The 21716-nt window shown below is 66.9% G+C and carries 23 protein-coding genes; 12 read left to right on the top strand and 11 right to left on the bottom strand.

Translation table 11 applies throughout. The features are described from left to right. Nucleotides 1-95: 95 nt before the first annotated feature. Nucleotides 96-1190, top strand: a complete 1095-nt coding sequence (locus tag SBI67_RS03205) for a hypothetical protein (RefSeq protein WP_318979158.1) — start codon at nucleotides 96-98, stop codon at nucleotides 1188-1190. 6 nt (nucleotides 1191-1196) lie between these two features. Next, nucleotides 1197-1946 (top strand): hypothetical protein, encoded by a 750-nt coding sequence (locus tag SBI67_RS03200; protein ID WP_318979157.1) that lies wholly within the window; start codon nucleotides 1197-1199, stop codon nucleotides 1944-1946. On the opposite strand, the gene SBI67_RS03195 is transcribed toward SBI67_RS03200, so the two are convergent. Together SBI67_RS03195 and kstD are read right to left on the bottom strand one after the other, a co-directional pair. Continuing rightward, complete coding sequence (locus SBI67_RS03195; RefSeq protein ID WP_318979156.1) at nucleotides 1947-2807, bottom strand: enoyl-CoA hydratase ChsH3; 861 nt, start codon at nucleotides 2805-2807, stop codon at nucleotides 1947-1949. A gap of 1 nt (nucleotide 2808) precedes the next feature. Continuing rightward, entirely contained in the window at nucleotides 2809-4524 is a 1716-nt protein-coding gene (kstD, locus tag SBI67_RS03190; RefSeq protein ID WP_318979155.1) for a 3-oxosteroid 1-dehydrogenase, read from the bottom strand. A 95-nt stretch (nucleotides 4525-4619) separates the two neighbouring features. Here kstD and SBI67_RS03185 point away from each other — a divergent pair, with 95 nt between their 5' ends. From SBI67_RS03185 to SBI67_RS03165, 5 genes are all read left to right on the top strand, one after another. Beyond that, entirely contained in the window at nucleotides 4620-5405 is a 786-nt protein-coding gene (locus SBI67_RS03185; protein WP_318979154.1) for a 2-keto-4-pentenoate hydratase, read from the top strand. Between the two features lie 12 nt (nucleotides 5406-5417). Continuing rightward, nucleotides 5418-6347, top strand: coding sequence for an acetaldehyde dehydrogenase (acetylating) (locus SBI67_RS03180; protein WP_318979153.1), 930 nt, complete (start codon nucleotides 5418-5420; stop codon nucleotides 6345-6347). Next, nucleotides 6344-7396 (top strand): 4-hydroxy-2-oxovalerate aldolase, encoded by a 1053-nt coding sequence (dmpG, locus tag SBI67_RS03175; protein ID WP_318979152.1) that lies wholly within the window; start codon nucleotides 6344-6346, stop codon nucleotides 7394-7396. The genes SBI67_RS03180 and dmpG overlap by 4 nt, the downstream gene beginning before the upstream one ends. Before the next feature lie 101 nt (nucleotides 7397-7497). Continuing rightward, nucleotides 7498-8481 (top strand): permease, encoded by a 984-nt coding sequence (locus SBI67_RS03170; protein WP_318979151.1) that lies wholly within the window; start codon nucleotides 7498-7500, stop codon nucleotides 8479-8481. Then, nucleotides 8478-9143 (top strand): TIGR03943 family putative permease subunit, encoded by a 666-nt coding sequence (locus tag SBI67_RS03165; RefSeq protein ID WP_318979150.1) that lies wholly within the window; start codon nucleotides 8478-8480, stop codon nucleotides 9141-9143. The genes SBI67_RS03170 and SBI67_RS03165 overlap by 4 nt, the downstream gene beginning before the upstream one ends. Before the next feature lie 8 nt (nucleotides 9144-9151). Here the strand turns inward: SBI67_RS03165 and SBI67_RS03160 are convergent, their stop codons facing one another. Then, nucleotides 9152-10198, bottom strand: coding sequence for an alpha/beta fold hydrolase (locus SBI67_RS03160; protein ID WP_318979149.1), 1047 nt, complete (start codon nucleotides 10196-10198; stop codon nucleotides 9152-9154). 141 nt (nucleotides 10199-10339) lie between these two features. Here SBI67_RS03160 and SBI67_RS03155 point away from each other — a divergent pair, with 141 nt between their 5' ends. Continuing rightward, nucleotides 10340-12466, top strand: coding sequence for a RecQ family ATP-dependent DNA helicase (locus SBI67_RS03155; protein ID WP_318979148.1), 2127 nt, complete (start codon nucleotides 10340-10342; stop codon nucleotides 12464-12466). On the opposite strand, the gene SBI67_RS03150 is transcribed toward SBI67_RS03155, so the two are convergent. The 3 genes from SBI67_RS03150 to SBI67_RS03140 form a co-directional block, all read right to left on the bottom strand. After that, the gene (locus SBI67_RS03150) at nucleotides 12428-13105 is read right to left on the bottom strand and encodes a GNAT family N-acetyltransferase (RefSeq protein WP_318979147.1); all 678 of its coding nucleotides are present in this window, start codon (nucleotides 13103-13105) and stop codon (nucleotides 12428-12430) included. The two genes, SBI67_RS03155 and SBI67_RS03150, sit on opposite strands and share 39 nt — an antisense overlap. A gap of 52 nt (nucleotides 13106-13157) precedes the next feature. Next, nucleotides 13158-13535: a nuclear transport factor 2 family protein gene (locus SBI67_RS03145; protein WP_318979146.1), complete on the bottom strand. Its 378-nt coding sequence runs from the start codon at nucleotides 13533-13535 to the stop codon at nucleotides 13158-13160. Between the two features lie 65 nt (nucleotides 13536-13600). Then, entirely contained in the window at nucleotides 13601-14581 is a 981-nt protein-coding gene (locus SBI67_RS03140; RefSeq protein WP_318979145.1) for an IclR family transcriptional regulator, read from the bottom strand. A gap of 98 nt (nucleotides 14582-14679) precedes the next feature. Here SBI67_RS03140 and SBI67_RS03135 point away from each other — a divergent pair, with 98 nt between their 5' ends. Genes SBI67_RS03135 through SBI67_RS03125 form a run of 3 tightly spaced genes read left to right on the top strand, consistent with a single transcriptional unit; the run spans nucleotide 14680 to nucleotide 17738 of the window. After that, complete coding sequence (locus SBI67_RS03135; RefSeq protein WP_318979144.1) at nucleotides 14680-15807, top strand: hypothetical protein; 1128 nt, start codon at nucleotides 14680-14682, stop codon at nucleotides 15805-15807. Beyond that, nucleotides 15808-16590: an SDR family oxidoreductase gene (locus tag SBI67_RS03130; RefSeq protein ID WP_318979143.1), complete on the top strand. Its 783-nt coding sequence runs from the start codon at nucleotides 15808-15810 to the stop codon at nucleotides 16588-16590. A 2-nt stretch (nucleotides 16591-16592) separates the two neighbouring features. Next, nucleotides 16593-17738, top strand: a complete 1146-nt coding sequence (locus tag SBI67_RS03125) for a sulfotransferase family protein (RefSeq protein ID WP_318979142.1) — start codon at nucleotides 16593-16595, stop codon at nucleotides 17736-17738. 3 nt (nucleotides 17739-17741) lie between these two features. On the opposite strand, the gene SBI67_RS03120 is transcribed toward SBI67_RS03125, so the two are convergent. From SBI67_RS03120 to SBI67_RS03110, 3 genes are read right to left on the bottom strand one after another with little or no spacing between them, the layout of a single operon-like run. Then, on the bottom strand, nucleotides 17742-18437 hold the full coding sequence (locus tag SBI67_RS03120; protein ID WP_318979141.1) for a sensor domain-containing protein: 696 nt from the start codon (nucleotides 18435-18437) through the stop codon (nucleotides 17742-17744). Continuing rightward, a complete protein-coding gene (locus SBI67_RS03115; RefSeq protein ID WP_318979140.1) occupies nucleotides 18376-18846 on the bottom strand; it encodes a hypothetical protein in 471 nt (156 codons plus the stop codon). The genes SBI67_RS03120 and SBI67_RS03115 overlap by 62 nt, the downstream gene beginning before the upstream one ends. Beyond that, entirely contained in the window at nucleotides 18843-19994 is a 1152-nt protein-coding gene (locus SBI67_RS03110; RefSeq protein WP_318979139.1) for a 3-ketosteroid-9-alpha-monooxygenase, oxygenase component, read from the bottom strand. Before SBI67_RS03110 ends, SBI67_RS03115 begins: the two co-directional genes overlap by 4 nt. Before the next feature lie 98 nt (nucleotides 19995-20092). Between SBI67_RS03110 and SBI67_RS03105 the strand changes: the two genes are divergently transcribed. Continuing rightward, complete coding sequence (locus SBI67_RS03105; protein WP_318979138.1) at nucleotides 20093-20629, top strand: gamma carbonic anhydrase family protein; 537 nt, start codon at nucleotides 20093-20095, stop codon at nucleotides 20627-20629. On the opposite strand, the gene SBI67_RS03100 is transcribed toward SBI67_RS03105, so the two are convergent. Both SBI67_RS03100 and SBI67_RS03095 read right to left on the bottom strand, forming a co-directional pair. Continuing rightward, nucleotides 20616-21236, bottom strand: coding sequence for a hypothetical protein (locus SBI67_RS03100; RefSeq protein ID WP_318979137.1), 621 nt, complete (start codon nucleotides 21234-21236; stop codon nucleotides 20616-20618). The two genes, SBI67_RS03105 and SBI67_RS03100, sit on opposite strands and share 14 nt — an antisense overlap. Before the next feature lie 59 nt (nucleotides 21237-21295). After that, nucleotides 21296-21715 carry a nuclear transport factor 2 family protein gene (locus SBI67_RS03095; RefSeq protein WP_318979136.1) on the bottom strand — a complete coding sequence of 140 codons (420 nt, stop codon included), beginning with the start codon at nucleotides 21713-21715 and terminating at the stop codon, nucleotides 21296-21298. Nucleotide 21716: the final 1 nt, after the last annotated feature.

Raw genomic sequence — 21716 nt, 5'->3', positions numbered from 1 at the left:
CCGCCGGCCAGAACGGTGCAGGAAGTGTCGAGCGGTGGGCCGCAGGCGCGGTAATCTCGAGAGCGCTGTTACGTGTGCTCGAGGGGGGCCTTGGCATGGGCATTCAGCCCGATATGAGTCCATTCGGCTCGCAGACGGTGACCGGACCGGGCTGGCCGAACGTCGACGAGGATGCGCTGGGTGCTGCGGCGGCGCAGTACGAGGCGCTGGCGGCGAAGATCACCGGGACGGTGGTGCCGCAGCAGCAGGGCCAGCTGATGAAGCTCGCCGACGCATGGCAAGGCGGATCGGCCATCGCCGCGGCGGGTGAGGCGACCACCATCATCGGCGGTCACGAGTCCAACGGGGCGCTGGCGGCCGCCATCGCGGCCAAGCTGCGCAGCATGGAGGCCGCCGTGGTCGCCACCAAGACGCTGGTGAACACCATGGCCGAAGAGACGAATGCCGAGTGCATGGCCATCCAGTCCATGCCGGTCAGCAATGTGCAGGAGCTGCTCCAGGCCAGGATCAAACTGGGGCTGTCGCAGAACACCGCCACGGTGACCGCCAACGCCACCGAACTCGCCAACACCATCGGCGCACCGCCGAGCCTGCCGGCATCGGGTCCGCCCGCGGTCGGTGCGCAGCAGTTGGCCGGTCAGGACCCGCAACAGGCGATGCAGATGATGAGTCAGATGGGCTCCATGCTCACCCAGCTGCCGCAACAGCTGGGCCAGGCGCTGGGGCAGGCACCGCAGCAGATGATGCAGCCGCTGCAACAGCTGACCCAGCCTCTCCAGCAGCTCACCTCGATGCTCGGCAAGGGTGGCTCCCCCTCGGCCGGTGGTGGGCCGTCGCCCTTCGCGGCGTTCTCCAACCACCCGCTGGCGGGTGGTTCGGGCGCCGGCGGTGGCGCCGGGATGGTGCGTGCGGCTGGGCTGCCCGGTGCCGGTGGCGGATCGGCGCAAACCCCGCTGATGGCCAGTTTGGTCGGCAAGACCCTGCCGGTGGCGGTAGCCCCGGCCGAGGCCGCGGCCGGTGCTGTGGTGGGCGGTGTCGCGCCGGTCGCGGCGGGTGGCGGCGGCATGGGCGGTGGGCCGATGGGCATGATGGGCCAGCGCGGCGGCGAGGGCGGGGGAGTCAAGCAGGGTCTGGCGTTACCGCCGTCCCTGGATTACGGGGAAGACGAGGTTGACGACGATGAGTGGTGATCGGCGATGACGAGTCCGCTGGAGAAACCCGAGGGACTGAGTTGGGATGCGGCGTCGGTGGAACTGCCGCCGATGCCGACCATCCCGCCCGGCGCCGACGCGATGAGCATGACCATCGCGGCCGTGTTGCCGACCCTCGAAGCTTCCCTGACGGCCAACGTGTCCGCCGTGGCGGCGAAGGAGAACATGTTCTCCGGCAAGGTCGGGGCGGCGCAGTCGGCGTACCAGAATGCCGATGAGGCCGGTGGCCAGTCGGTCGGCCAACTCGGCAGCATGCTCGGTCAGATGGGTCAGATGAGCCAGTTGGCCCAGACGCCGATGCAGGCCGCCGGCAGCCTGGGCGGGCAGACCGGCAGCTTCGGCTCGATGATGCAGCAGGCCATGGGCAGCGCCGGTCAGGGCGGTGGCTCCGGTTCGGGTGCCGGCGGCGCCGGCGGACTGGGCTCGCTGGGGTCGTTGGGCTCGCAGCTGGCCGGGCAGATACCGCAGGATCAGGGCCGCCCCGAGGACCGTGAGCAGCTGGATCAGCGTGAGCAGCAGCTCAATGAGCGGCAGACGCAGCAGGATCAGCGCCAGACCGAACAGGATCAGCGCGAACACCAGCTCGACCAGCGGCAGGCGCAGCAGGACGCGCGCGACGCGGTGCCCCAGCACGGCGCGGCCGGGCCCGCACCAGGTGCGGCCGGCCCGGCGCCGGTGTCACCGCATGAGCACGGCCGACCGTCCGGTGGTGAGGACCTGTCCCGCCGGGTCTGATCAGGCGGGGACGAGTTCCACACCGGACAACACCACGGCGTTGTCCCGGCTCGGTGCCGTCAATTGCCCGACCAGCTTGCCGTCCTGCTTCCAGATGGCGGCCCGCAGCGTCTCCCCCGGGATGACGGTGCCGGCGAACCGCGCCCCGTAGCTGCCGACCTGGGTGACGTCGCCGTCGAGGAAGTGGTCGACGATGGCCTTGCAGCCGATGCCGTAGGTGCACAGGCCGTGCAGGATCGGCCGGTCGAAACCGGCCGCCTTGGCGAACGCGGGGTCGGAGTGCAGCGGATTGCGGTCCCCGCACAGCCGGTACAGCAGTGCCTGCTGCGGCAGGATCGGCAGCGCGATCTCCGCGTCGGGGGCGCGGTCGGGCAGCTCGACGGACGTGGAGGGCCCCCGCTCGCCGCCGAAACCACCCTCGCCGCGGGCGAAGATCGACCGTTTGGTGGTCCACAGCACGGTGCCGGACTCGTCGGTCACGGTGGACTCACTGACGATGACGGCGGCCTTGCCCTTGTCCCATATCTCGGTGAACCGCTGCTTGGACCAGGCTTTGCCGCTGGTGGGGATGGGGCCGGGCACGGAGACGCCCTCGCTGGCGTGCAGCACCTTGGACAGTTCGATGTCGATGCCGGGGAACTGCACCGTCGGCGCCTCGGTCATGTGGAAGCTGGCCGCGACATTGCCGAAGGTGGGCAACACCTGCGGGGTGTTGTCGGTCAGATAGCGCAGCTCGCGTTCGTCCATCGGGTCGGCGCCCGCGCCGAGGCCCAGGTGGTAGAGCTGGATATCGCTGCTGGTCCACGAGAACTCGATGGGGTCCAGGTCGGCGGCGAGCGCCTTGTCGACGTCGATGGGCATATCAGCTCTCTGTCTTGGAGGTGGCCGACCCGGCCGAGGCGAGATGAAGGGCGGCGAGGTAGCCGAACGTCATGGCGGGCCCGATGGTGCCGCCCGGTCCGGGGTAGGTATGGCCCATCACGGGCGAGCTGACATTACCGGCGGCGTAGAGCCCCTCGATGATCGAGCCGTCGTCGCGCAGGGCGCGGCCGTGCACATCGGTGCGGATACCGCCCTTGGTGCCCAGGTCGCCGGGCACCATCTTGGCCGCGTAGAACGGTGCGTGCTTGATTTCGCCGAGGTTGGGGTTCGGCTTGTTGGTGGGATCGCCGTAGTAACGGTCGTAGGCACTCTCGCCGCGGTGGAAGTCCTGGTCCACACCGGTGCGGGCGAACCCGTTGAACCGCTCGATGGTGGCACCGAGGGACTCGGCGGGCAGACCGGTTTTCTCGGCCAGTTCGGCCAGGGTGTCGGCCTTGACGACGACGCCGGACTCCAGCCACTTCTTCGGGATGCGTTGTCCTGGCTGCAGACCCGCGAAGATGTAGCGGTCGCGGTACTGCTGGTCGAAGACCAGCCAGGCCGGCACGTTCTCGCCAGGGCCGGGGCCCTGGCCGAACTCGCCGCCGTACATGTGGTGGCAGGCCTCGACATAGGGCATCGACTCGTTCATGAAACGCTTGCCGCTGAGGTTGACGATGATCGACCCCGGCGAATTACGCTCCGACAGGGCGAACCACGGCGCGTCGACCAAGGGGACCGTCGGGCCCCACCACGAGTCCTCCATGATTTCCAGTGCAGCGCCGAGCTTTTCGGCAGCCAGGATGCCGTCGCCGGTATTGGCCTTCGCGCCGACGGTCCACTCCGTGGTGATCGGTTGCCGCTGGTACTTGGTGCGCATCTCCTGGTTGTGTTCGAAGCCGCCGCACCCGAGGATGACCCCCTTGCGAGCCCGGATCAGTTGCGGCTCAGCGGATTCCGAAGCACCTTCGGTGCGCACGTAGATACCGCGAACCAGGCCGTCCTCGACGTACAGGTCTGTCAGGGCGGTGTTGAGCAGCACCGGCACCCCGGCGTCACGCAGGGCGATGCGCAGCGGGGCGATCAGTGCGCGGCCCATGCCGACGAGATTCTTACCGGTGGCGTTGGCCCATACCGAACGGACGCCGACCTTGATGCTGCGCAGCACGCCGCGCGGGTGCCGCTTGAGCTGGTTGAGCCGGACATAGTCCTGCTGCAGCACCACCATGTTCATCGGGACCTTGCCGTACGGCGGTTCCAGGCCCTTTTCGTCGGGGCCGAGCTTCTTGGCGTTGAACGGCTTCGGCTCGACCGAACGTCCGGTGGCCTTACCGCCCGGCGTCTCCGGGTAGTAGTCGGAGTAGTTCGGCACCCAGCACAGTTTCAGTGGCGAGTTCTTCAGCACGAACGACAACATCTCCGGACCACGGTCCAGGTAGGTGTCGATCTTCTCGGCCGGGACCACGTCGCCGACGATGGTGTGCAGGTATTTGCGGGCGGCGTCGGCGGTGTCCTTGACCCCGTCACGCTTGAGAATCTCGTTGTTCGGGATCCACACTCCGCCACCTGACCGCGCAGTGGAACCTCCATAGTGCGGAGCCTTTTCAACGACTACTGTCGAGAGGCCCTGGTGGGCAGCGGTGAGGGCGGCGACCATGCCGGCGGCTCCGCTTCCCACCACGACGACGTCGAACGCACCGTACTCCTGTCCAGTCATGTAGAACACGTTATAGAATTGCGGCGGCATTCGACAACAGGCCTGCAACTGTGCCGGTCGAAGGCTTGATCAGATTATGAGGGGAATTCATCGAGATGCTGAGTGCGCAGGTCCGTGACGAACTCGCGGCAGATCTCGCCCAAGCGGAGCGCAGCAGGGTCCCGACCACGCCGTTGACCGACCGCTACCCCGATATCGACGTGGTGGATGCCTACGAAATCCAGCTGATCAACATCCGGCAGCGGGTTGCCGAGGGTGCCCGGGTCATCGGGCACAAGGTGGGCCTGTCGTCGGAGGCCATGCAGAAGATGATGGGCGTGGACGAGCCCGACTACGGTCATCTGCTCGCCGATATGGAGGTTTTCGAGGACAAGCCGGTCCCGACGGCGAACTACCTCTACCCGCGGGTGGAGGTCGAGGTGGGCTTCGTGCTGGCTGATGACCTGCCGGGCGCGGGCTGCACCGAGGACGACGTGCTGGCCGCGACGGCCGCCTTCGCGCCGTCGATCGAACTGATCGACACCCGCATCACCGACTGGAAGATCCAATTGTGCGACACGATCGCCGACAACGCCTCGTCGGCCGGCTGGGTGCTCGGGCCGGAACGCGTGTCGCCCAAGGACATCGATATCAAGGCCATCAACGCGATCCTCAAACGCAACGGTGAGGTGGTGGCGGAGGGGCGCAGCGACGCGGTCCTCGGAAATCCGGTCACCTCGGTGGCCTGGCTGGCCCGCAAGGTCGACCAGTTCGGGGTGCGCCTGAAGGCCGGGGACATCGTCCTGCCGGGCGCCTGTATGCGGGCGATAGATGCCCGTCCAGGCGACGATTTCGTAGCAGATTTCGACGGACTGGGTTCAGTCCGACTGAGTTTCGAGTAGGGGACGTTTGCAATGGCGGATAAGGCGTCAGTGGCGATTGTCGGGTCGGGCAATATCAGCACCGACCTGCTGTACAAGTTGTTGCGTTCGGAGTGGCTGGAACCGCGCTGGATGATCGGGATCGACCCGGAGTCCGAGGGGTTGGCCCGGGCGCGCAAGCTGGGCCTGGAAACCAGCCACGAGGGTGTGGATTGGCTTCTGGCACAGAAGGAATTGCCGGATCTGGTGTTCGAGGCGACCAGTGCTTACGTGCATCGGGACGCGGCGCCCCGGTATGAGGGGGCCGGCATCAGGGCGATCGATTTGACCCCGGCGGCCGTGGGCCCGGGAGTGATCCCGCCGGCGAATCTGCGGGCGCATCTGGACGCGCCGAACGTCAACATGGTCACCTGCGGCGGGCAGGCCACCATCCCGATGGTCTACGCGGTAAGTCGCGCAGTGGCCGACAAAGGGGGCGTGCCCTATGCCGAGATCGTGGCGTCGGTGTCCTCGGCCTCGGCCGGTCCGGGCACCCGAGCCAATATCGACGAGTTCACCAAGACCACCAGCGCCGGGGTGCAGAACATCGGCGGGGCGGCCAGGGGTAAGGCGATCATCATCCTGAACCCGGCCGAGCCGCCGATGATCATGCGCGACACCATTTTCTGCGCGATCCCCGAAGATGCCGACCACGCCGCGATCACCGCGTCGATCAAGGAGGTGGTGGCCGAGGTGCAGACCTATGTGCCCGGCTACCGGCTGCTCAACGAACCGCAGTTCGACGAGCCGTCGGTGGTGAACGGCGGCAACCATGTCGTCACCGTTTTCGTGGAAGTGGAAGGTGCCGGTGACTACCTTCCGCCGTACGCTGGAAATCTGGACATCATGACCGCCGCGGCCACCAAGGTCGGCGAGGAAATCGCCAAAGAACGTGCCTCTGCAGGAACAGGAGCGCAAGCATGAGTGCAGAAGTCTGGTTCGACGCCAGCTGGGACGTCCGGATGACCGACACGTCGTTGCGCGACGGGTCGCACCACAAGCGTCATCAGTTCACCAAGGATGAGGTCGGCTCGATCGTCGCGGCGTTGGATGCCGCCGGGGTGCCGGTCATCGAGGTCACTCACGGCGACGGCCTCGGCGGGTCGAGCTTCAACTACGGGTTCTCGAAAACCCCTGAGCAGGAACTGATCAAGCTCGCCGCCGAGACCGCCACCCAGGCCAAGATCGCCTTCCTCATGCTGCCAGGGGTGGGTACCAAGGAAGACATCAAGGAAGCCCAGAACAATGGCGGTGAGATCTGCCGGATCGCCACGCACTGCACCGAGGCCGACGTGTCGATCCAGCACTTCGGGCTCGCCCGCGAGCTCGGGCTGGAGACCGTCGGGTTTCTGATGATGAGTCACACCATCTCCCCGGAGAAGTTGGCCGCCCAGGCCCGGATCATGGCCGACGCCGGCTGCCAGTGCGTCTACGTCGTGGACTCTGCCGGTGCGTTGGTGCTCGAAGGGGTCGCCGACCGGGTGGCCGCGCTGGTCGCCGAATTGGGGTCGGATGCTCAAGTTGGTTTTCATGGCCACGAGAACCTCGGCCTCGGCGTCGCCAATTCGGTCGAGGCCGTGCGCGCCGGTGCCAAGCAGATCGACGGGTCCTGCCGCCGCTTCGGCGCCGGTGCCGGCAATGCGCCCGTCGAGGCGCTGGTCGGGGTCTTCGACAAGATCGGCGTGAAGACCGGTATCGACTTCTTCGATATCGCCGACGCCGCCGAAGAGGTCGTCGCGCCGGCGATGCCGGCCGAGTGCCTGCTCGACCGCAACGCACTGGTGATGGGCTACGCCGGGGTGTACTCCAGCTTCCTCAAGCACGCGGTTCGCCAGGGCGAACGTTATGGCGTGCCCGCCCACGAGTTGTTGCTCCGGGTCGGGCAGCGCAAGCTGATCGGCGGCCAGGAAGACCAGCTCATCGACATCGCCTTGGAGATCAAGCGCGAGCAAGAGGCCGCCGCGAACGCTTGACCCCCTCCCGCCCAATTGATCAAACGGGCGGAAAAGTGCGAGAGCGAGCCGGCAAAAGGTCGGTTTGGGTAACTACCAGCCGGCACCGGCAAGATGGGCGCATGTCCACCCCTGCGACTGCACGCCGACGGGCGGGCTCGCTCGAACTGCTGCTGGTCGGTCTCATCGCGCTGGCCTTGTCGGCGAGCTTCGTCAGTGATCTGCTGACGACGCATCCTCGCATCGCCGCGGCGGCGACCATCTTCTGTGGCGTGTTCGTCCAAGCGCTGCCGTTCCTGGTGCTCGGCGTCATCGTCAGCGGACTGGTCGCGGCGTTCGTCACCGCCGAGCGGTTACAGCGCTGGCTGCCGCGCCGGCCGGTGCTCGCCGTGGCCGCAGCGGGCGTAGGCGGGGCTGCGCTGCCCGGCTGCGAATGCGGTTCGGTTCCGGTGGCGCGCCGATTGTTCAGCGCTGGCACCGGAGGGGCCGCGCTGACCTTCATGCTCTCCGCACCGGCGATCAACCCAGTGGTGCTGGTGGCCACCGCCGTCGCCTTTCCCGGCCAGCCGCAGATGGTGGTGGCCCGCTGCGGTGCATCACTTGTCACCGCGGTCGTCATGGGCCTGCTGTGGCAGCGGTGGGGCCGCACCGACTGGGTCACCCGCACCCTGCCGACCCCGCACGACGACGCAGCGCCGCGCTGGGCGGTGTTCACCGGCGCGGCCCGGCATGATTTCCTGCAATCCGCCGGTTACCTGGTGCTCGGTGCGGCCGCCGTGGCGCTGCTGCGGGCGTTCGTGCCGGCCTGGGTGTTCGGCCACGTCGCGGGCAATATGGCGGTGGGTATCGTCATGATGGCGGTGCTCGCGGTGGTACTGGCGCTGTGCTCGGAGGCCGACGCCTTCGTCGCCGCCGGGTTCACCATGCTGCCGTTACTGCCCCGGCTGGTGTTCCTGGTCGTCGGTCCGGCGATCGACGTGAAACTGTTCGCGATGCAGGTCGGCATGTTCGGGCGCGCGTTCGCGGTGCGGTTCGCACCGGTGACATTCGTGGTCGCGACGACCAGCGCCGTCGTCGTCGGGTTGCTGGTGCTGGGCACGACATGAGTCGGGTCACCGAGAACACCCTGGTGCTGTTGATCGGCCTGAGCGCGGGCTTGCTGGTGCTCAAGGGCACCTACCTCAACTTCGTCAAACCCGGTCTGCTGCCGTGGTTGATCGCCGCCGCGGTGCTGTTGGTGGCTCTCGCGCTGGCCGGCTTCGTCGCCGACGCCCGGCATGGTGCCGCCGAACACCAGCACCATCGCAGCATGGCGTGGCTGCTCCTGATTCCGGTGGCACTCACCGCTTTTGTGGCGGTACCCGCGGTCGGTGTGGTCGGTGCGACACCGGAAACCGTAGCTGCCGCCCAGCCGCAGAAGCGGGCGTTTCCACCGTTACCGGCCGACGGCACGGTGTCCCTACCGGAGCTGCTCATGCGTGCGGCCGCCGATTCGACCAACAGCCTGGACAACCGAACAATCACCACCACCGGTTTCACCATGGGCGGTGACCTGGGCCGGGTCGTCATCATCTGCTGTGCGGCGGACGCCCAACTGGCCCGGATTCACCTGGCGGGCAACATCTCCGAACATCCCGAGGACACCTGGCTACGGGTAGAGGGCCGCGTCGTTCCCGGAACCTCGAATCCGTCCACCAACTTCGTCCCGACTCTGGAGGTCATCCGGGCCACCCCGATTCCGAAACCGGCCAACACCTACGCGTACTGAGCGACTGGTCAGCTGGGCGTGTATCCCGGTTCGGCCAGCAACTCGCGCAGACCCGCGTCGATGAAATCGGTGTCGACGGGATTGCTGCCGCCACCGGCGAAGTGCCCCCAGATGCCGGGGATCACCCGGACCTCGCCATGCGGGATGAACTGGCTTGCCCACTGCTCGTCCTCGGGCGGGAAGTACAGGTCCTTCTCCGCGGGCATGGCCAACAGTGGACAGCGGATGGAAGCCAGCGCCTTTTCCACATCGCCTCCGAAACCCGGTGTGTTCCCGACGTTCCCGCTGTGCCACGTCCCGATCATGGTGATCAGGTTGTTGGGGTCGCGTCCATCGCGGAAAAAGCCCTCCCAGAACCCGTACAGGAAATCATCCAACGACGTGTAGCCCAGGGTCCGCCAGGTCTCCTCCCAGTAGAACGCCTGCGAATAACCCCAGCCCGAATAGACCCGAGCGAAGGCCCGCAGTCCTTTGATCGGCGGCTTCTCGGGGTCGTAGTCGCCGGCAGCGAAGGCGGCATCGGCAGACAGGGCGGTCACCAAGGATTCGAGGAACACCTTGTTGTGCGGAGCCGTCACACTTGAGCCGCAGAACGGTGCGGCCCGCTGCACCATCTCAGGGTGGCTCACCGCCCACTGGTAGGTCTGGCCCGCACCCATCGACCATCCGGTCACGAGGGAGAGTGACGAGATCCCGAACTTCTCGGTGACCAACCGGTGCTGTGCTTCCACTTGGTCGTAAAAGGTGACGGCCGGAAAGCGGGGGCCGTCATAAGGGGCGGGCGTGTTCGACGGCGAGGAGGACAGGCCGTTGCCCAGCATGTTCGGGATGATGATGAACCGTTCATCGGGATCGAGGGCGCGACCGGGCCCGATGAGCCATTCATTGTTGGTGTGCCAGCCGGAGTACCAGGTCGGGTAGACGATGGCATTGGACTTGTCCGCGTTCAGGGTGCCGTAGGTCTTGTAGGCCAGCGTTGCATCGCGCAGTGTGCAGCCGTTCTGCAGCGTGAAATCGCCGAGATCGAAGTACTCGGCATCCGTGGGTGCGGGCATGGACGTCCTCCGTCGCAGACTTTTACTGCCATTTGGAAATAATGGTCAAACCTACTCGTAGCACGCCCGGCGTCAAGCGGAAGCGTGCGGGTCACGGGAGCGCCGTGTCGAGGGCCATCGGCCGCCCGGCATCATGGGGGCATGCCAACACGCTGCGAGGCACAGGCGATCCTGGAACAACTCGCCGGCCCGGGCGCCGAGCTGCGCGACGATCAATGGACGGCCATCGAGGCGCTGGTGGTGCACCGGCGGCGCGCACTCGTGGTGCAGCGCACCGGCTGGGGTAAGTCGGCGGTGTACTTCATCGCCGCCAAACTGCTGCGGGCCGCCGGGCGTGGTCCGACGGTCATCGTGTCGCCGCTGCTGGCGCTGATGCGTAACCAGGTCGCCGCCGCCCAACGGGCCGGGGTGGCCGCTGCGACCATCAACTCCAGCAACGTCACCGAATGGGACGACGTGCATCAGCGGGTGACCGCGGGTGAGCTCGACGTGTTGCTGGTCAGCCCGGAACGGCTGAACAATCCCGACTTTCGCGATGCGGTGCTGCCGGCGCTGGCCGCCGATGCCGGGCTGGTGGTGGTGGACGAGGCGCACTGTGTCTCGGACTGGGGCCACGATTTCCGCCCCGACTATCGCCGCATCCGCACGCTGATCGGCGAACTGGGTTCCGATATACCGGTTCTGGCCACCACAGCCACGGCCAACGACAGGGTGGTCGCAGACGTTGCGGCGCAGCTGGGCGTCGGCGTCGGCGGTGCCGACAATGCAGCTGGCGTCGGCGGTGCCGACAATGCGGCCGCTGCCGACACCCTGGTGCTGCGCGGCGGGCTCGATCGCGAGTCGCTTCGGCTGTCGGTGGTACAAGCCGGCGGTCCCGCACAACGCGCGGCATGGGTTGCCGCCCAACTGGATTCGCTGCCCGGTTCGGGCATCATCTACACGCTCACGGTGTCCCAGGCACACGACATCGCCACGCTGCTGCGGGAGCGTGGCCATCAGGTCGGCGCCTACACCGGGTCGACGGAAGCGGCCGAGCGGGAACAACTCGAGGCCGACCTGTTGGCCAACCGGGTCAAGGCCCTGATAGCGACGTCGGCACTGGGCATGGGATTCGACAAACCCGATCTCGGGTTCGTCGTGCATCTGGGGGCCCCGTCCTCGCCGATCGCCTACTACCAGCAGGTGGGCCGAGCCGGGCGCGCCACCGCCAGCGCCGAGGTGATCCTGCTGCCAGGGCGTGAGGACGCCGACGTCTGGCGGTACTTCGCATCGGTGGCCTTCCCGTCGGAAGCCATGGTGCGCAAGGTGATCGGTGCGCTGGAGGCCGACCGGGCATTGTCAACGGCCGCACTGGAACCGCTGGTCGACCTCAACCGGTCTCGCCTGGAAATGGTCCTCAAGGTGCTCGATGTGGATGGCGCGGTCCGCCGGGTCAAGGGCGGCTGGATCAGCACCCGGCAACCCTGGGAGTACGACGAGCCGCGCTACCGCCGGCTGGCGGAGGCCCGGCAACGGGAGCAGCAGGCCATGCTCGACTACCAGTCGACCAGCGAGTGCCGAATGGCCTTCCTGCGCCGGCAACTCGACGATCCCGAGCTGACCGCCGATCATTGCTGCGGGCGGTGCGACAACTGCACCGGCCCGCGATACGCGTCGACGGTGGACTCGGCGGCAGCCGAGTCGGCCCGGGCGCAGTTGATGCGGCCCGGCGTGGAGCTCGCCCCGCGTAAGCAATGGCCCACCGGGCTGGCGGCCATCGGTGTCGAGCTGTCCGGACGTATCCCGGACGGACCCGAGCCCGGCCGGGTGATCGGCCGGCTCACCGACCTCGGGTGGGGGACCCGGCTGCGGCGGCTGCTCGACGAGCCCGACGGCGATGTGCCCGACGACCTGGTGCAGGCGGCCGTCGAGGTGCTCAAGGCGTGGAATTGGACGACCCGGCCCACCGCAGTGCTGGCCATGGATTCGGCCACCCGCCCGCTGCTGATCCGTTCGCTGGCGGCGCGGCTCGCTCAGCTGGGCCGGCTGACCGACCTCGGCGTGCTCGACTACCGGGCCGGGCACCGGCCGATCACCGCGGCCAATTCGGCCTATCGGGTGGCCGGGTTGCGGGACGCTTGGGACCCGCCCGCCCAGATCGACACCGGCCCGGTGTTGCTGGTCGACGATGTCACCGACACCGGCTGGACGCTGACCATGGCGGCCCGGGTGGTGCGCCGCGCCGGCGCCTCAGCCGTCCTGCCGTTCGCGTTCGCTGCGGTGCGCTGAGAACCCCAGCTGACCGGCGACCGCCTCGACGCCGTCGAGTCGAATATCGCTGCGCCGGATGGTTTCCCATCGATCACGGCTCATCGCGAAGGAGATGATCACGTCCCCGCGGTCGCGCCGGGGCTCGACCGCGTCGCCGGTGCGTACGTAGGGCAGCGAACGGGTGACGGCCAGCGATGCCGCGTTGTCATGCCACGCACGAGTGCGGGCCTGCTGGGCGCCCATCCCCGCGAAGATCAGGTGCAGCGCGGCCTGACGCATCTCCTTACCGATGCCGCGGCCCTGGTGGGCGCGGCCCAGCCACGATCCCGTCGTCACCGAGCGGCGCTGCGGAAAGTCTTCCGCGTGCACCGTGCACACCCCGACGGCCCGACCGTCGACCACTACGGCGAGGGGGATGTCCCAGTGCTCGGGCGTGACCTCGGCTCGGCACCGCCACAAGTACTGCAAGGTATTGCGTTCCAGCTGCGGTGACGCGACGTCGGTCCAGGGCTCGGAGAACGGCATGGTGGCGGGATCGTGGATGCCGCGGGCCGCCAGCACCGCCAATTCGGTGGCCAGCTCGTCGGTGATGTAGCGCAGCACCAGGTTCGGGGTGGTCACCTCCAGTTCTGCCAGAGGCCAGATCGGATCCGCCATGGCTGCCATCGCAGCACAGAAAGCGGTTCAGGGGAAACGATTTTGCGTGCGCCTAGAGGATCTTGATATCGGTCGCGGGATCCCACACCGCACGCATGGTGGCGATCTTCCCGGAGTCGTCGAAGGTCATGATGTCGATCGGCTGCACCTCGTAGCCGTTACCGGCGGTGCTGACGCGCAAGCGGAACTCGAAGACTGCGGTATCCCCGGCCACGCGGCTCCACAGCAGTTCTGACGTGGTCTCCTCCATGCCGGCGATCACGCTGTAGAACTCGACGAAGGACGCGCGGTCGGTCCTGAGTTCGGAGCCGACCGGATCTTCGATCGTGGCGCCGACGGCGAACAGGTCCGCGACGGCCTCGGGCTGATGGGCGGCGACGAGTTCGACGTATCGCGCCACGGTGTGCTGGATCTGGTCTGGGGATGGCATGCGTGTCTCTTCCGGAGATGGGTGCTCGAACGGCACGACCATACACCAATCGAGCAAATGTATGGTCAGTGTGTGGCGTCGGGACCGGGTGCGGTACCGCCCAATTGGGCCGTCAGTGCGCCTGCGGTGGCCATCACGGCGTGCGCCCGCTGGGTGATCTCGGGTTCGGTCAGCGCATGGCCGACCTGGAGTGAGACGACCATGACTTGGCGTTGGTGGTGGTCGAACACCGGGGCGGCGATGACGCTGACATCGTGGCGGGCGTGGGGGTCCGCCTCGCTGCCCTCTGCTCTTCGCGCAAGCGGCTCATCGCTGCCCTCTGCTCTTCGCGCAAGCGGCTCATCGCTCGGCAGGTAGACGCGCTCGCCGATATCGGACACCAATTCGCCCAGCAGTGCCCGCAATTCGTCGGGCAGCGTGCTCGACATCCCGGCCATCAAGGCGTAGAGCCGTCGTCCGCCGGGCGTGAGGCGTTCCACCAGATATCCGGTGCGCCGGCATTCGGTGATGACCCGGTCCAGGCGCTCGCTGTCGGTACGCAGCGGGATGGTCGGCTCCTTGGCAAGCCAGTCGCGCACGGCCCGCTCGTCCCACAACACGAACATCAGCCCGACCGGCGGGGCGAACGGATAGCTCTGGCCGACCCTGACCGCCGGCGGGGTGCCGGTCGGCGCGACCAGCTCGAGCAAGGTGATCCGGTCGTCCACGACGCCCGACAGCGCCGCGGTGCCGGCGAATGTCTCGCTGAGGCGCCCGAGCTCGGCCCGCGCGGCGGGGCTGACCCGCATCGATTCCTGCGCGGTGTGCCCCAGCGCGATCAGCGCAGGGCCCAATCGATACGTCTTCTCGGTTGTGTCGCGCACGAGATAGCCGGCATCGGCGAGCGTCGTCACGATGCCCAGGCAGGTGGGCTTGCTGAGGCCGACCTGGCGGGCCAGTTCGGACAGCCCGAATCGGTCATGGGGATGGCGGGCCAGGAACTCCAGTACCGCCACCACTCGAGCCGTCGGGGGTGAGGCGCGCCCGGCCGGTTCCGGCAGTGGCATGGCGACCCCTTCGTTGACGCGGATTAGAACGCGTTCTAGTCTCAGGTCGGAAACTCTACCACCGTGTTCCAATATTGGAACGCGGGGATCGGATGGAGATGTACGCACAGCCATTCCTGGACGCCATCGCCGAGGCCGAGCGCCTGGTGCGCGAGGCGCACTTCATCGAGTCCGAGGCCGACCTGATGGAAGGTCTGCAATACCTCGCCGGAGGCATCTCGGCCTGCACCCACATCGCGTTCGACTACGACCGCGATCACCCTTTCCTGCATACCGGCACCGGTCCGTTCAACAAGATGGGCCTGGACAATCCGGACACCATGTACTTCGGCACCCGCGTGCAGGCTGGTCATGAATACGTGGTGACGGGGCGGCGTGGGACCACGACCGACGTCAGCTTCCAGCTGCTCGGCGGCGAGTACACCGACAAGGTGGTGCCCGACAGTGAGACCGCGTTCGACGACCGCAAACTGGACATCGCCGCCGACGGCACCTTCGAATGGCGGTTCACCCCGGACGCGCCGTCACAATTGGTGATCCGCGAGGTCTACAACGACTGGTCGGCCCAGCGTGGCTCCTTCGCCATCGCCCGGACCGACACCGCAGGCACCGCGCCACCGCCGCTGACCCGTGAACTGATCGAGAAGCGTTTCGCGGTGGCGGGCACCCAACTGGTGCAACGGGTCAAGACGTGGCTGCAGTTCCCCAAATGGTTCTACGACAATCTGCCGGTCAACACGCTGACCGCGCCACGCCTGACCCCGGGCGGCTTGGCCACCCAGTACTCGTCGGTCGGGCACTACGACATCACCCCCGACCAGGCGGTCCTGATCACGCTGCCTGTCACGGACGCGCCGTATCTGGGCTTCCAGCTGGGCAGCCTCTGGTACATCTCGCTGGACTACATCAACCACCAGACCTCGCTGAACGGCACTCAGGCCCAAGCCGATCCGGACGGCAAGATCCGCATCGTGGTCTCCGATGCGAACCCCGGGGTGACGAACTGGTGCGAGACCCTCGGGCACCGCAAGGGTTACCTGCAGTTCCGGTGGCAGCGGGTGTCACGTGAGCTGACCGAGGCCGACGGCCCGACCGCCGAGATCGTGGACCTGGCCGAGGTGCCGGCGAAGCTGCCCTACCACGAATCGAACAAGATCTCCGAAGATGACTGGCGCGCCCGGATCGCGCTGCGGCAGAAGCAAATCGGCGAAAGAATGGTGGGTTAGATGTCCGGACTGTTGCAAGACAAGGTCGTCGTCATCAGCGGTGTCGGGCCGGCACTGGGCACCACGCTGGCCCGCCGATGTGCCGAGGCAGGTGCCGATGTGGTGCTGGCCGCGCGCACCGTGGAGCGGCTGGACGATGTTGCCAAGCAGGTCACCGCGTTGGGCCGGCGGGCGGTGGCCATCGGCACCGACATCACCGATGACCAGCAGGTTGCCAATCTGGTCTCGGAATCGGTGGCGGCCTACGGCAAGATCGACGTGCTGATCAACAACGCGTTCCGAGTTCCGTCGATGAAACCGTTCGCCAAGACCAGCTACGACCACATTCGGGAGACCGTCGAACTGACCGTGTTGGGCGCGCTGCGGCTCATCCAGGGCTTCACCCCCGCACTCACCGAGGCCAAAGGCTCGGTGGTGAACGTCAACTCGATGGTGGTCCGGCACTCCGATCCCAAACAGGGTGCCTACAAGCTGGCCAAGTCCGCACTGCTGGCCATGTCCCAGTCGCTGGCCAGTGAGCTCGGCGAGGCCGGCATCCGGGTCAACTCCGTTCTGCCCGGGTATATCTGGGGTGGAACACTGCAGAGCTATTTCGAGCACCAGGCCGGCAAATACGGCACCACGGTGGACGAGATCTACAAGGCGGCCGCGGCCAACAGCGACCTCAAGCGGTTGCCCACCGAGGACGAAGTGGCCTCGGCGATCCTGTTCATGGCCAGCGATCTGTCCAGCGGCATCACCGGACAGACGCTGGATGTCAACTGCGGAGAGTACAAGTACTGATCATGAGCCCGAGAACCAATGTAGGCACTGTCGACGACCTGCACGCATCGGCCGTGAAGGCTTGCGGTCTCGACGATTTCGGCCCCGACGAAGACAACTACAAGGAGGCGCTCGCCGTCCTGCTGGAGGCTTACCAGCGCGAGGCCGACCTCACCGAGCTCGGCAGCAAGATGCAGCGCTTCTTCGTCAGGAATGCGTTGGTCGCCCGCTTGGTTTCCGAAGCGGCGTTCAAGCAGTACCCCCAGCACGCCGACGTCCCGATCGAGCGACCGATCTTCGTCACCGGGCTGCCGCGCACCGGCACGACGGTGATCCATCGGCTGCTCACCGCCGACCCCGCACACCAGGGCCTGGAACTGTGGCTGGCCGAGTTCCCGCAGCCTCGCCCGCCACGGGAAACATGGACGCAGAACCCGGTTTTCGCGCAACTGGACGCTCAGTTCAGCAAAGCGCACGAGGAGAATCCCGACTACACCGGCCTGCACTTCATGACCGCCGACGAGGTGGAGGAGTGCTGGCAGTTGCTGCGCCAGTCGCTGCACTCGGTGTCGTACGAGACGCTGGCGCACATCCCCACCTACTCGCGGTGGTTGGCCCAGCAGGACTGGACCAAGTCGTATCAGCGGCATCGCCGCAACCTGCAGCTGATCGGACTCAACGAGCCGGAAAAGCGGTGGGTACTCAAGAATCCCAGTCACCTGTTCGCACTCGACGCGCTGTTCGCGACATATCCCGACGCACTGGTGGTGCAGTGCCACCGGCCGGCCGAGACGATCATGGCGTCCATGTGCTCGCTGGCCCAGCACACCACCGAGGGCTGGTCGAACACCTTCCGCGGCGAGGTGATCGGGGCCGACTCGATGGAAACCTGGTCACGCGGACTGGAACTGTTCAACGCCGAGCGGGCCAAGCATGATCCGGCTCAGTTCTGCGATGTCGACTATTTCGAGTTCGTCAAGGATCCGATCGGCGCGGTGGAGGGCATCTACCGGACCTTCGGGATCGAGTTCACCGATGCGGCGCGCCACGCCATGGCCGACAGCCACGCCAAGAGCCAGCAGGGGCCGCGTGCACCGAAGCACACCTATTCACTGGCCGACTACGGGTTGACCGCTGAGCAGGTCAAGGAGCGGTTCACCGGATTGTGACCGTCACGCGGCGGTATTGGCCAGCTGTTCAATACGTTTGAGTGCGTCCTTGGCCAGCGCGCCGACGTTGTAACCGTTCACCGGGCCGCAGGTGGTCAGTTCGACGGCGGCGTTGTGTGCCGCGACGAAGGCGTTGTCGCATGCCCAGTCGGCGGCGTGGAATGACCACACCACGATGTCCGGAGACCGCGGATCGGCCGGTGCCGGCCCCATGGTGAACAGGTACTTGCGGCCCTTCATATCGGTGACGCTGAACGGGGTGTCCCCGCACGACGCCAGGGCAGCACGTGCCCCGTCGACGGCGGCCCCGGGATCGAAGTCCGAGGGGTAGACGGCGACGATCTCCTCGACGTACACCTCGTGGCCGTCCGTGGTGACCCAGTGCCCGCCGTCGGTGGCGGCCGGATGGTGATCGACGATGAAGGGGGCGTCCTGCTCACGGGCCACGCCCGCGCAGGAGGCCGGTTCGACGGTGACGAACCGGTTGCCGTCCTTGCCCTTGGCCTGCTTGCTGAGCAGATCACCCACCTGGGTGGCCAGAATGGGGCCAACCCGTGGCGCCGAATGGGGTACCGCGGTGTCGATGAGGCGAGTGCACCCGGTCAGGCCGGCGGTCAGCGCGACCGCGGCGATGCAGCTAGCCGTCGCCAGGCGACGGCGCGCTCGACACCTCTTCCAGACAGCCTTCTGCGATGGCATGCCTGATGCTATCGGTCAGCTTGGGACAAGACCGGGTCCTGGCGGGATCGCCCCCTGCGGTCCGGATCTCGCCGAACACGGCGCAGCGCTGTGTGGCGTCGCTGTTCCACTGCACCGAGGTGTGCTCCGGACCGAGCTTCTTCACCTGTACGGCGACATGACAGAACCGGCAGTCCACCGACACCAGGCCCGAGGTCAGGTAGCGCTCGCGATCCCGCGCCGTGGCCTCCCGCACCTCGGCGGCCCGCTGCGGATCGCCGGTGAAATCCGGTGCCTTGGACCAGGATCCGGCCGCCGGCGCTCCGGTACCGACAGGCTGGTCGTGCTCGTCATGGCCGAGCAGTTCCAGCATCGAACGGGCCAGATTGTCGACATCCGGTGTCTGGGCCCGCTCGTTGTGGGTGGTCATTGGGTCGGTTGGGTCGCGGCTTCGTTCTGGCGCTTGAGGTTCTCCTCGACCTCGACATGCCACTTCTCGTTGGCGGCCGTGGTGTCGACCTCCATCTCGAAGCGGTCGGTCATGTCCGCGGTGATGTCGGCGACGTCGACGTAGAACTGCTGGTACCACCGGCGCATCTGGTAGACCGCGCCGTCCTCCTCGACCAGCAGGGGATTGTCGATCCGGGTCTTGTGCTTCCAGATCTCGACGTCTTGCAGGAAGCCCTTGCTCACACCGTCGGTGAAAGCCGACGCCAGCTTGTCGGTGGTGGCCTCGTCCATGCCCTTGGGCTTCTCGACGATGACACCCCATTGCAGGATGAACGAGTCCTGGGTGACGGGGTAGTGGCAGTTGATCAGGATCGACTCGGCCTTGAAGCCGCCGTAGTTGTTGTGCAGCCAGTTGATCATGAACGACGGGCCGAAGTAGGACGCCTCGGAGTCCAGGTGCGCCTCGCCGTAGGCGGTGCCCATGCCACCGATGTCGGGCCGGCCGACGTTGTGCAGGTACTGCGAGGCGATGTGGCCTTCGAAGACGTTCTTGAAGTAGGTGGGCAACCCGAAGTGGATGTAGAAGAAGTGCGCCATGTCGGTGACGTTGTCGATGATCTCGCGGCAGTTGGAGCCCTCGATCAGCATCGAGTTCCACCGCCAGTCCGTCCAGTCGTCGCTGGCGAACTCCGGGATCTCGGGGATACGCACCTCGGGCTGCGGCGGGTTGCCTTCGTGGTCGTGCCAGACGAACAACAGGCCGCCACGGACGTCGGTGTGCCAGGCGCGGGTGCGGGCCAGGCGCGGCGTGCGCTTGGCGTACGGGACCAGCTTGCACTTGCCGTCACCACCCCAGCGCCAGTCGTGGAACGGGCAGGCCACCTCGTCGCCCTTGATCGTGCCCTGCGACAGGTCACCGCCCATATGGCGGCAGTACCCGTCGAGGATCTTGAGTTCACCCTGTGAGTCGGCGAAAACGACCAGTTTGGTGCCGAACGCTTGCACCGGGTGCGGCTTGCCGTCCAGGAACTGCCGTACCGGCCCCAGGCAGTGCCAGCCACGCGCAAAACGATCTGGCAGGGCGCCAGTGTCGATCTCCCTGATGGCGGCGGCAGATTCGGTATTCACGGTGGGCCTCCCGTATCGGTCTCTCTAACTAGAACACGTTACAGTTTTGCTCCTCCATCGCGCAACGCGGGTATGCCCACCTGCGGTATATGTGAACCATGCCTCTTTACGAATTCGAGGGCCGGGCCCCGGTGGTGGACCCGGACGCCTTCGTCGCGCCGACGGCGACCCTCGTCGGGGATGTGCATGTCGCCGCGGGCGCATCGGTCTGGTTCAACGTCGTACTGCGGGCCGATTACGCACCGGTCATCATCCGGGAAGGGGCCAACGTGCAGGACGGGTCGGTGCTGCACGCCCCACCCGGAATCCCGGTCGATGTCGGCCCGGGGGCGACCATCGCGCACGGTTGTGTCATCCACGGCGCGCATATCGGCCGCAATGCGGTGATCGCCAACCACGCCACGGTGCTCGACGGCGCGGTGATCGGGGCACGCACCCTGGTCGCCGCGCATGCGCTGGTGGTGGGCGGGACAAAGGTGCCCGACGAAGTCCTGGTCACCGGCGTCCCGGCCAAGGTCAAGGGTCCGATCGCCGGCACCGGTGCGCAGACCTGGGTCCAGACCAACGGCGAGGCCTACCAGGAGTTGGCGCGCCGCTACCGGGAAGGCCTCACCGAAGTACTCACAGGGCAGTAGCCAGCCCGGTGCGCAGGGCGATCGCCTGCATCTTGCCGACATTGGTGACGAACTGATCGGTCGTCGGATCGCCGATCGCGCTCTGGAACTCCAGTCGCACCAGGGCGCGGTCCACCGTGAAGAACATCAGCGTGACCGACTTGTCCTCCTCGGGCTTGGCCCCTCGGACGACGATGCCGCCATTACCGACCGCGATGGGCTGCGGAGTGCCGCCGGCCACCAGCGAGGGCAGCGTCGCCTGGGCCTGTTGCAGGGTGGCTGCGGCGGTCGCGGCGTTCGGGTACACCAGCACCACCGTGCTGATGGCGCGGGTGTCCTCGTCGTTGACAAAGAAGGCGCTCGCACCGGGCATGCCGTCAGGTTGGGATTGCGCCGACTGCTGGTGGAAGGTGTCCTCGGCGTCACTGAGGTCGTCGGCGGTGATCAGCAGCTTCTGGTAGTCCGGTGCGGCCTTCGGTTTGGACGGTGCCGAGGTGCTGGTGGAGGTGGGTTGCGCGGGTAGTCCCGGGAGACTGGTCGCCGCGGGAGTGCTCCCGTCGGGGGCGGTACAACCGCTGATCAGCAGGGCTGACAGAAGGGCGAGAACGGCGAAGCGGAAGCGAAACACTGGGCTCTATTGACTCGTGGGGAAGGTTGACGTCGGAACTACCGACAACCGTACAGAGCCTAGGTAGGTGTTGCCGTGCTCGCGGCCCGGCTCACTTCCCAGTACGCCCGCAGGGCGAGCATCTCGCCCTTGTCGTTCACCCGGTAGGTGAACACGCCCTCGGTGGTGATCCGGTGCCCGCCCATGGTGGTGACGATGCTGCCGATATTGGCCTCCTCGTCACCGCACTGGAAGGTGTCGACGAAATGGAATTCCAGCTTGTCGGTCGGGGCGATGGCTTTGTCCCAGAACGCGGCGATGGCTTCCTTGCCGCGGTGCCCGGCGCCCTCGGGGTCGAAGAACGACGGTCCGATCGGATCCTGCACCACCGCGTCGTCGGCGAACACCGCCAGCCACGCCTCCTTGTCGCGCGCGGCCACCGCGGCGCGGGAGCGCTTGCCCGCCAGATGTGCGGGATGGTCGGGATCGGTGACCGCCATG

It is taken from the genome of Mycolicibacterium chengduense (genome assembly GCF_033741155.1).
Lineage (GTDB): Bacteria > Actinomycetota > Actinomycetes > Mycobacteriales > Mycobacteriaceae > Mycobacterium.
The sequence above is the reverse complement of the archived record's forward strand: the minus strand, read 5'-3'. Positions and strand labels throughout refer to the sequence as shown.

Coding starts and splice junctions, on each gene's coding strand:
- dmpG (WP_318979152.1), top strand. CDS start 6,344: ATGAGTGCAGAAGTCTGGTTCGACGCCAGCTGGGACGTCCGGATGACC.
- SBI67_RS03200 (WP_318979157.1), top strand. CDS start 1,197: ATGACGAGTCCGCTGGAGAAACCCGAGGGACTGAGTTGGGATGCGGCG.
- SBI67_RS03145 (WP_318979146.1), bottom strand. CDS start 13,535: ATGCCATCCCCAGACCAGATCCAGCACACCGTGGCGCGATACGTCGAA.
- SBI67_RS03165 (WP_318979150.1), top strand. CDS start 8,478: ATGAGTCGGGTCACCGAGAACACCCTGGTGCTGTTGATCGGCCTGAGC.
- SBI67_RS03160 (WP_318979149.1), bottom strand. CDS start 10,198: ATGCCCGCACCCACGGATGCCGAGTACTTCGATCTCGGCGATTTCACG.
- SBI67_RS03105 (WP_318979138.1), top strand. CDS start 20,093: ATGCCTCTTTACGAATTCGAGGGCCGGGCCCCGGTGGTGGACCCGGAC.
- SBI67_RS03180 (WP_318979153.1), top strand. CDS start 5,418: ATGGCGGATAAGGCGTCAGTGGCGATTGTCGGGTCGGGCAATATCAGC.
- SBI67_RS03135 (WP_318979144.1), top strand. CDS start 14,680: ATGTACGCACAGCCATTCCTGGACGCCATCGCCGAGGCCGAGCGCCTG.
- SBI67_RS03150 (WP_318979147.1), bottom strand. CDS start 13,105: ATGGCGGATCCGATCTGGCCTCTGGCAGAACTGGAGGTGACCACCCCG.
- SBI67_RS03185 (WP_318979154.1), top strand. CDS start 4,620: ATGCTGAGTGCGCAGGTCCGTGACGAACTCGCGGCAGATCTCGCCCAA.
- SBI67_RS03130 (WP_318979143.1), top strand. CDS start 15,808: ATGTCCGGACTGTTGCAAGACAAGGTCGTCGTCATCAGCGGTGTCGGG.
- SBI67_RS03195 (WP_318979156.1), bottom strand. CDS start 2,807: ATGCCCATCGACGTCGACAAGGCGCTCGCCGCCGACCTGGACCCCATC.
- SBI67_RS03125 (WP_318979142.1), top strand. CDS start 16,593: ATGAGCCCGAGAACCAATGTAGGCACTGTCGACGACCTGCACGCATCG.
- kstD (WP_318979155.1), bottom strand. CDS start 4,524: ATGACTGGACAGGAGTACGGTGCGTTCGACGTCGTCGTGGTGGGAAGC.
- SBI67_RS03205 (WP_318979158.1), top strand. CDS start 96: ATGGGCATTCAGCCCGATATGAGTCCATTCGGCTCGCAGACGGTGACC.
- SBI67_RS03095 (WP_318979136.1), bottom strand. CDS start 21,715: ATGGCGGTCACCGATCCCGACCATCCCGCACATCTGGCGGGCAAGCGC.
- SBI67_RS03155 (WP_318979148.1), top strand. CDS start 10,340: ATGCCAACACGCTGCGAGGCACAGGCGATCCTGGAACAACTCGCCGGC.
- SBI67_RS03115 (WP_318979140.1), bottom strand. CDS start 18,846: ATGACCACCCACAACGAGCGGGCCCAGACACCGGATGTCGACAATCTG.
- SBI67_RS03120 (WP_318979141.1), bottom strand. CDS start 18,437: ATGCCATCGCAGAAGGCTGTCTGGAAGAGGTGTCGAGCGCGCCGTCGC.
- SBI67_RS03170 (WP_318979151.1), top strand. CDS start 7,498: ATGTCCACCCCTGCGACTGCACGCCGACGGGCGGGCTCGCTCGAACTG.
- SBI67_RS03140 (WP_318979145.1), bottom strand. CDS start 14,581: ATGCCACTGCCGGAACCGGCCGGGCGCGCCTCACCCCCGACGGCTCGA.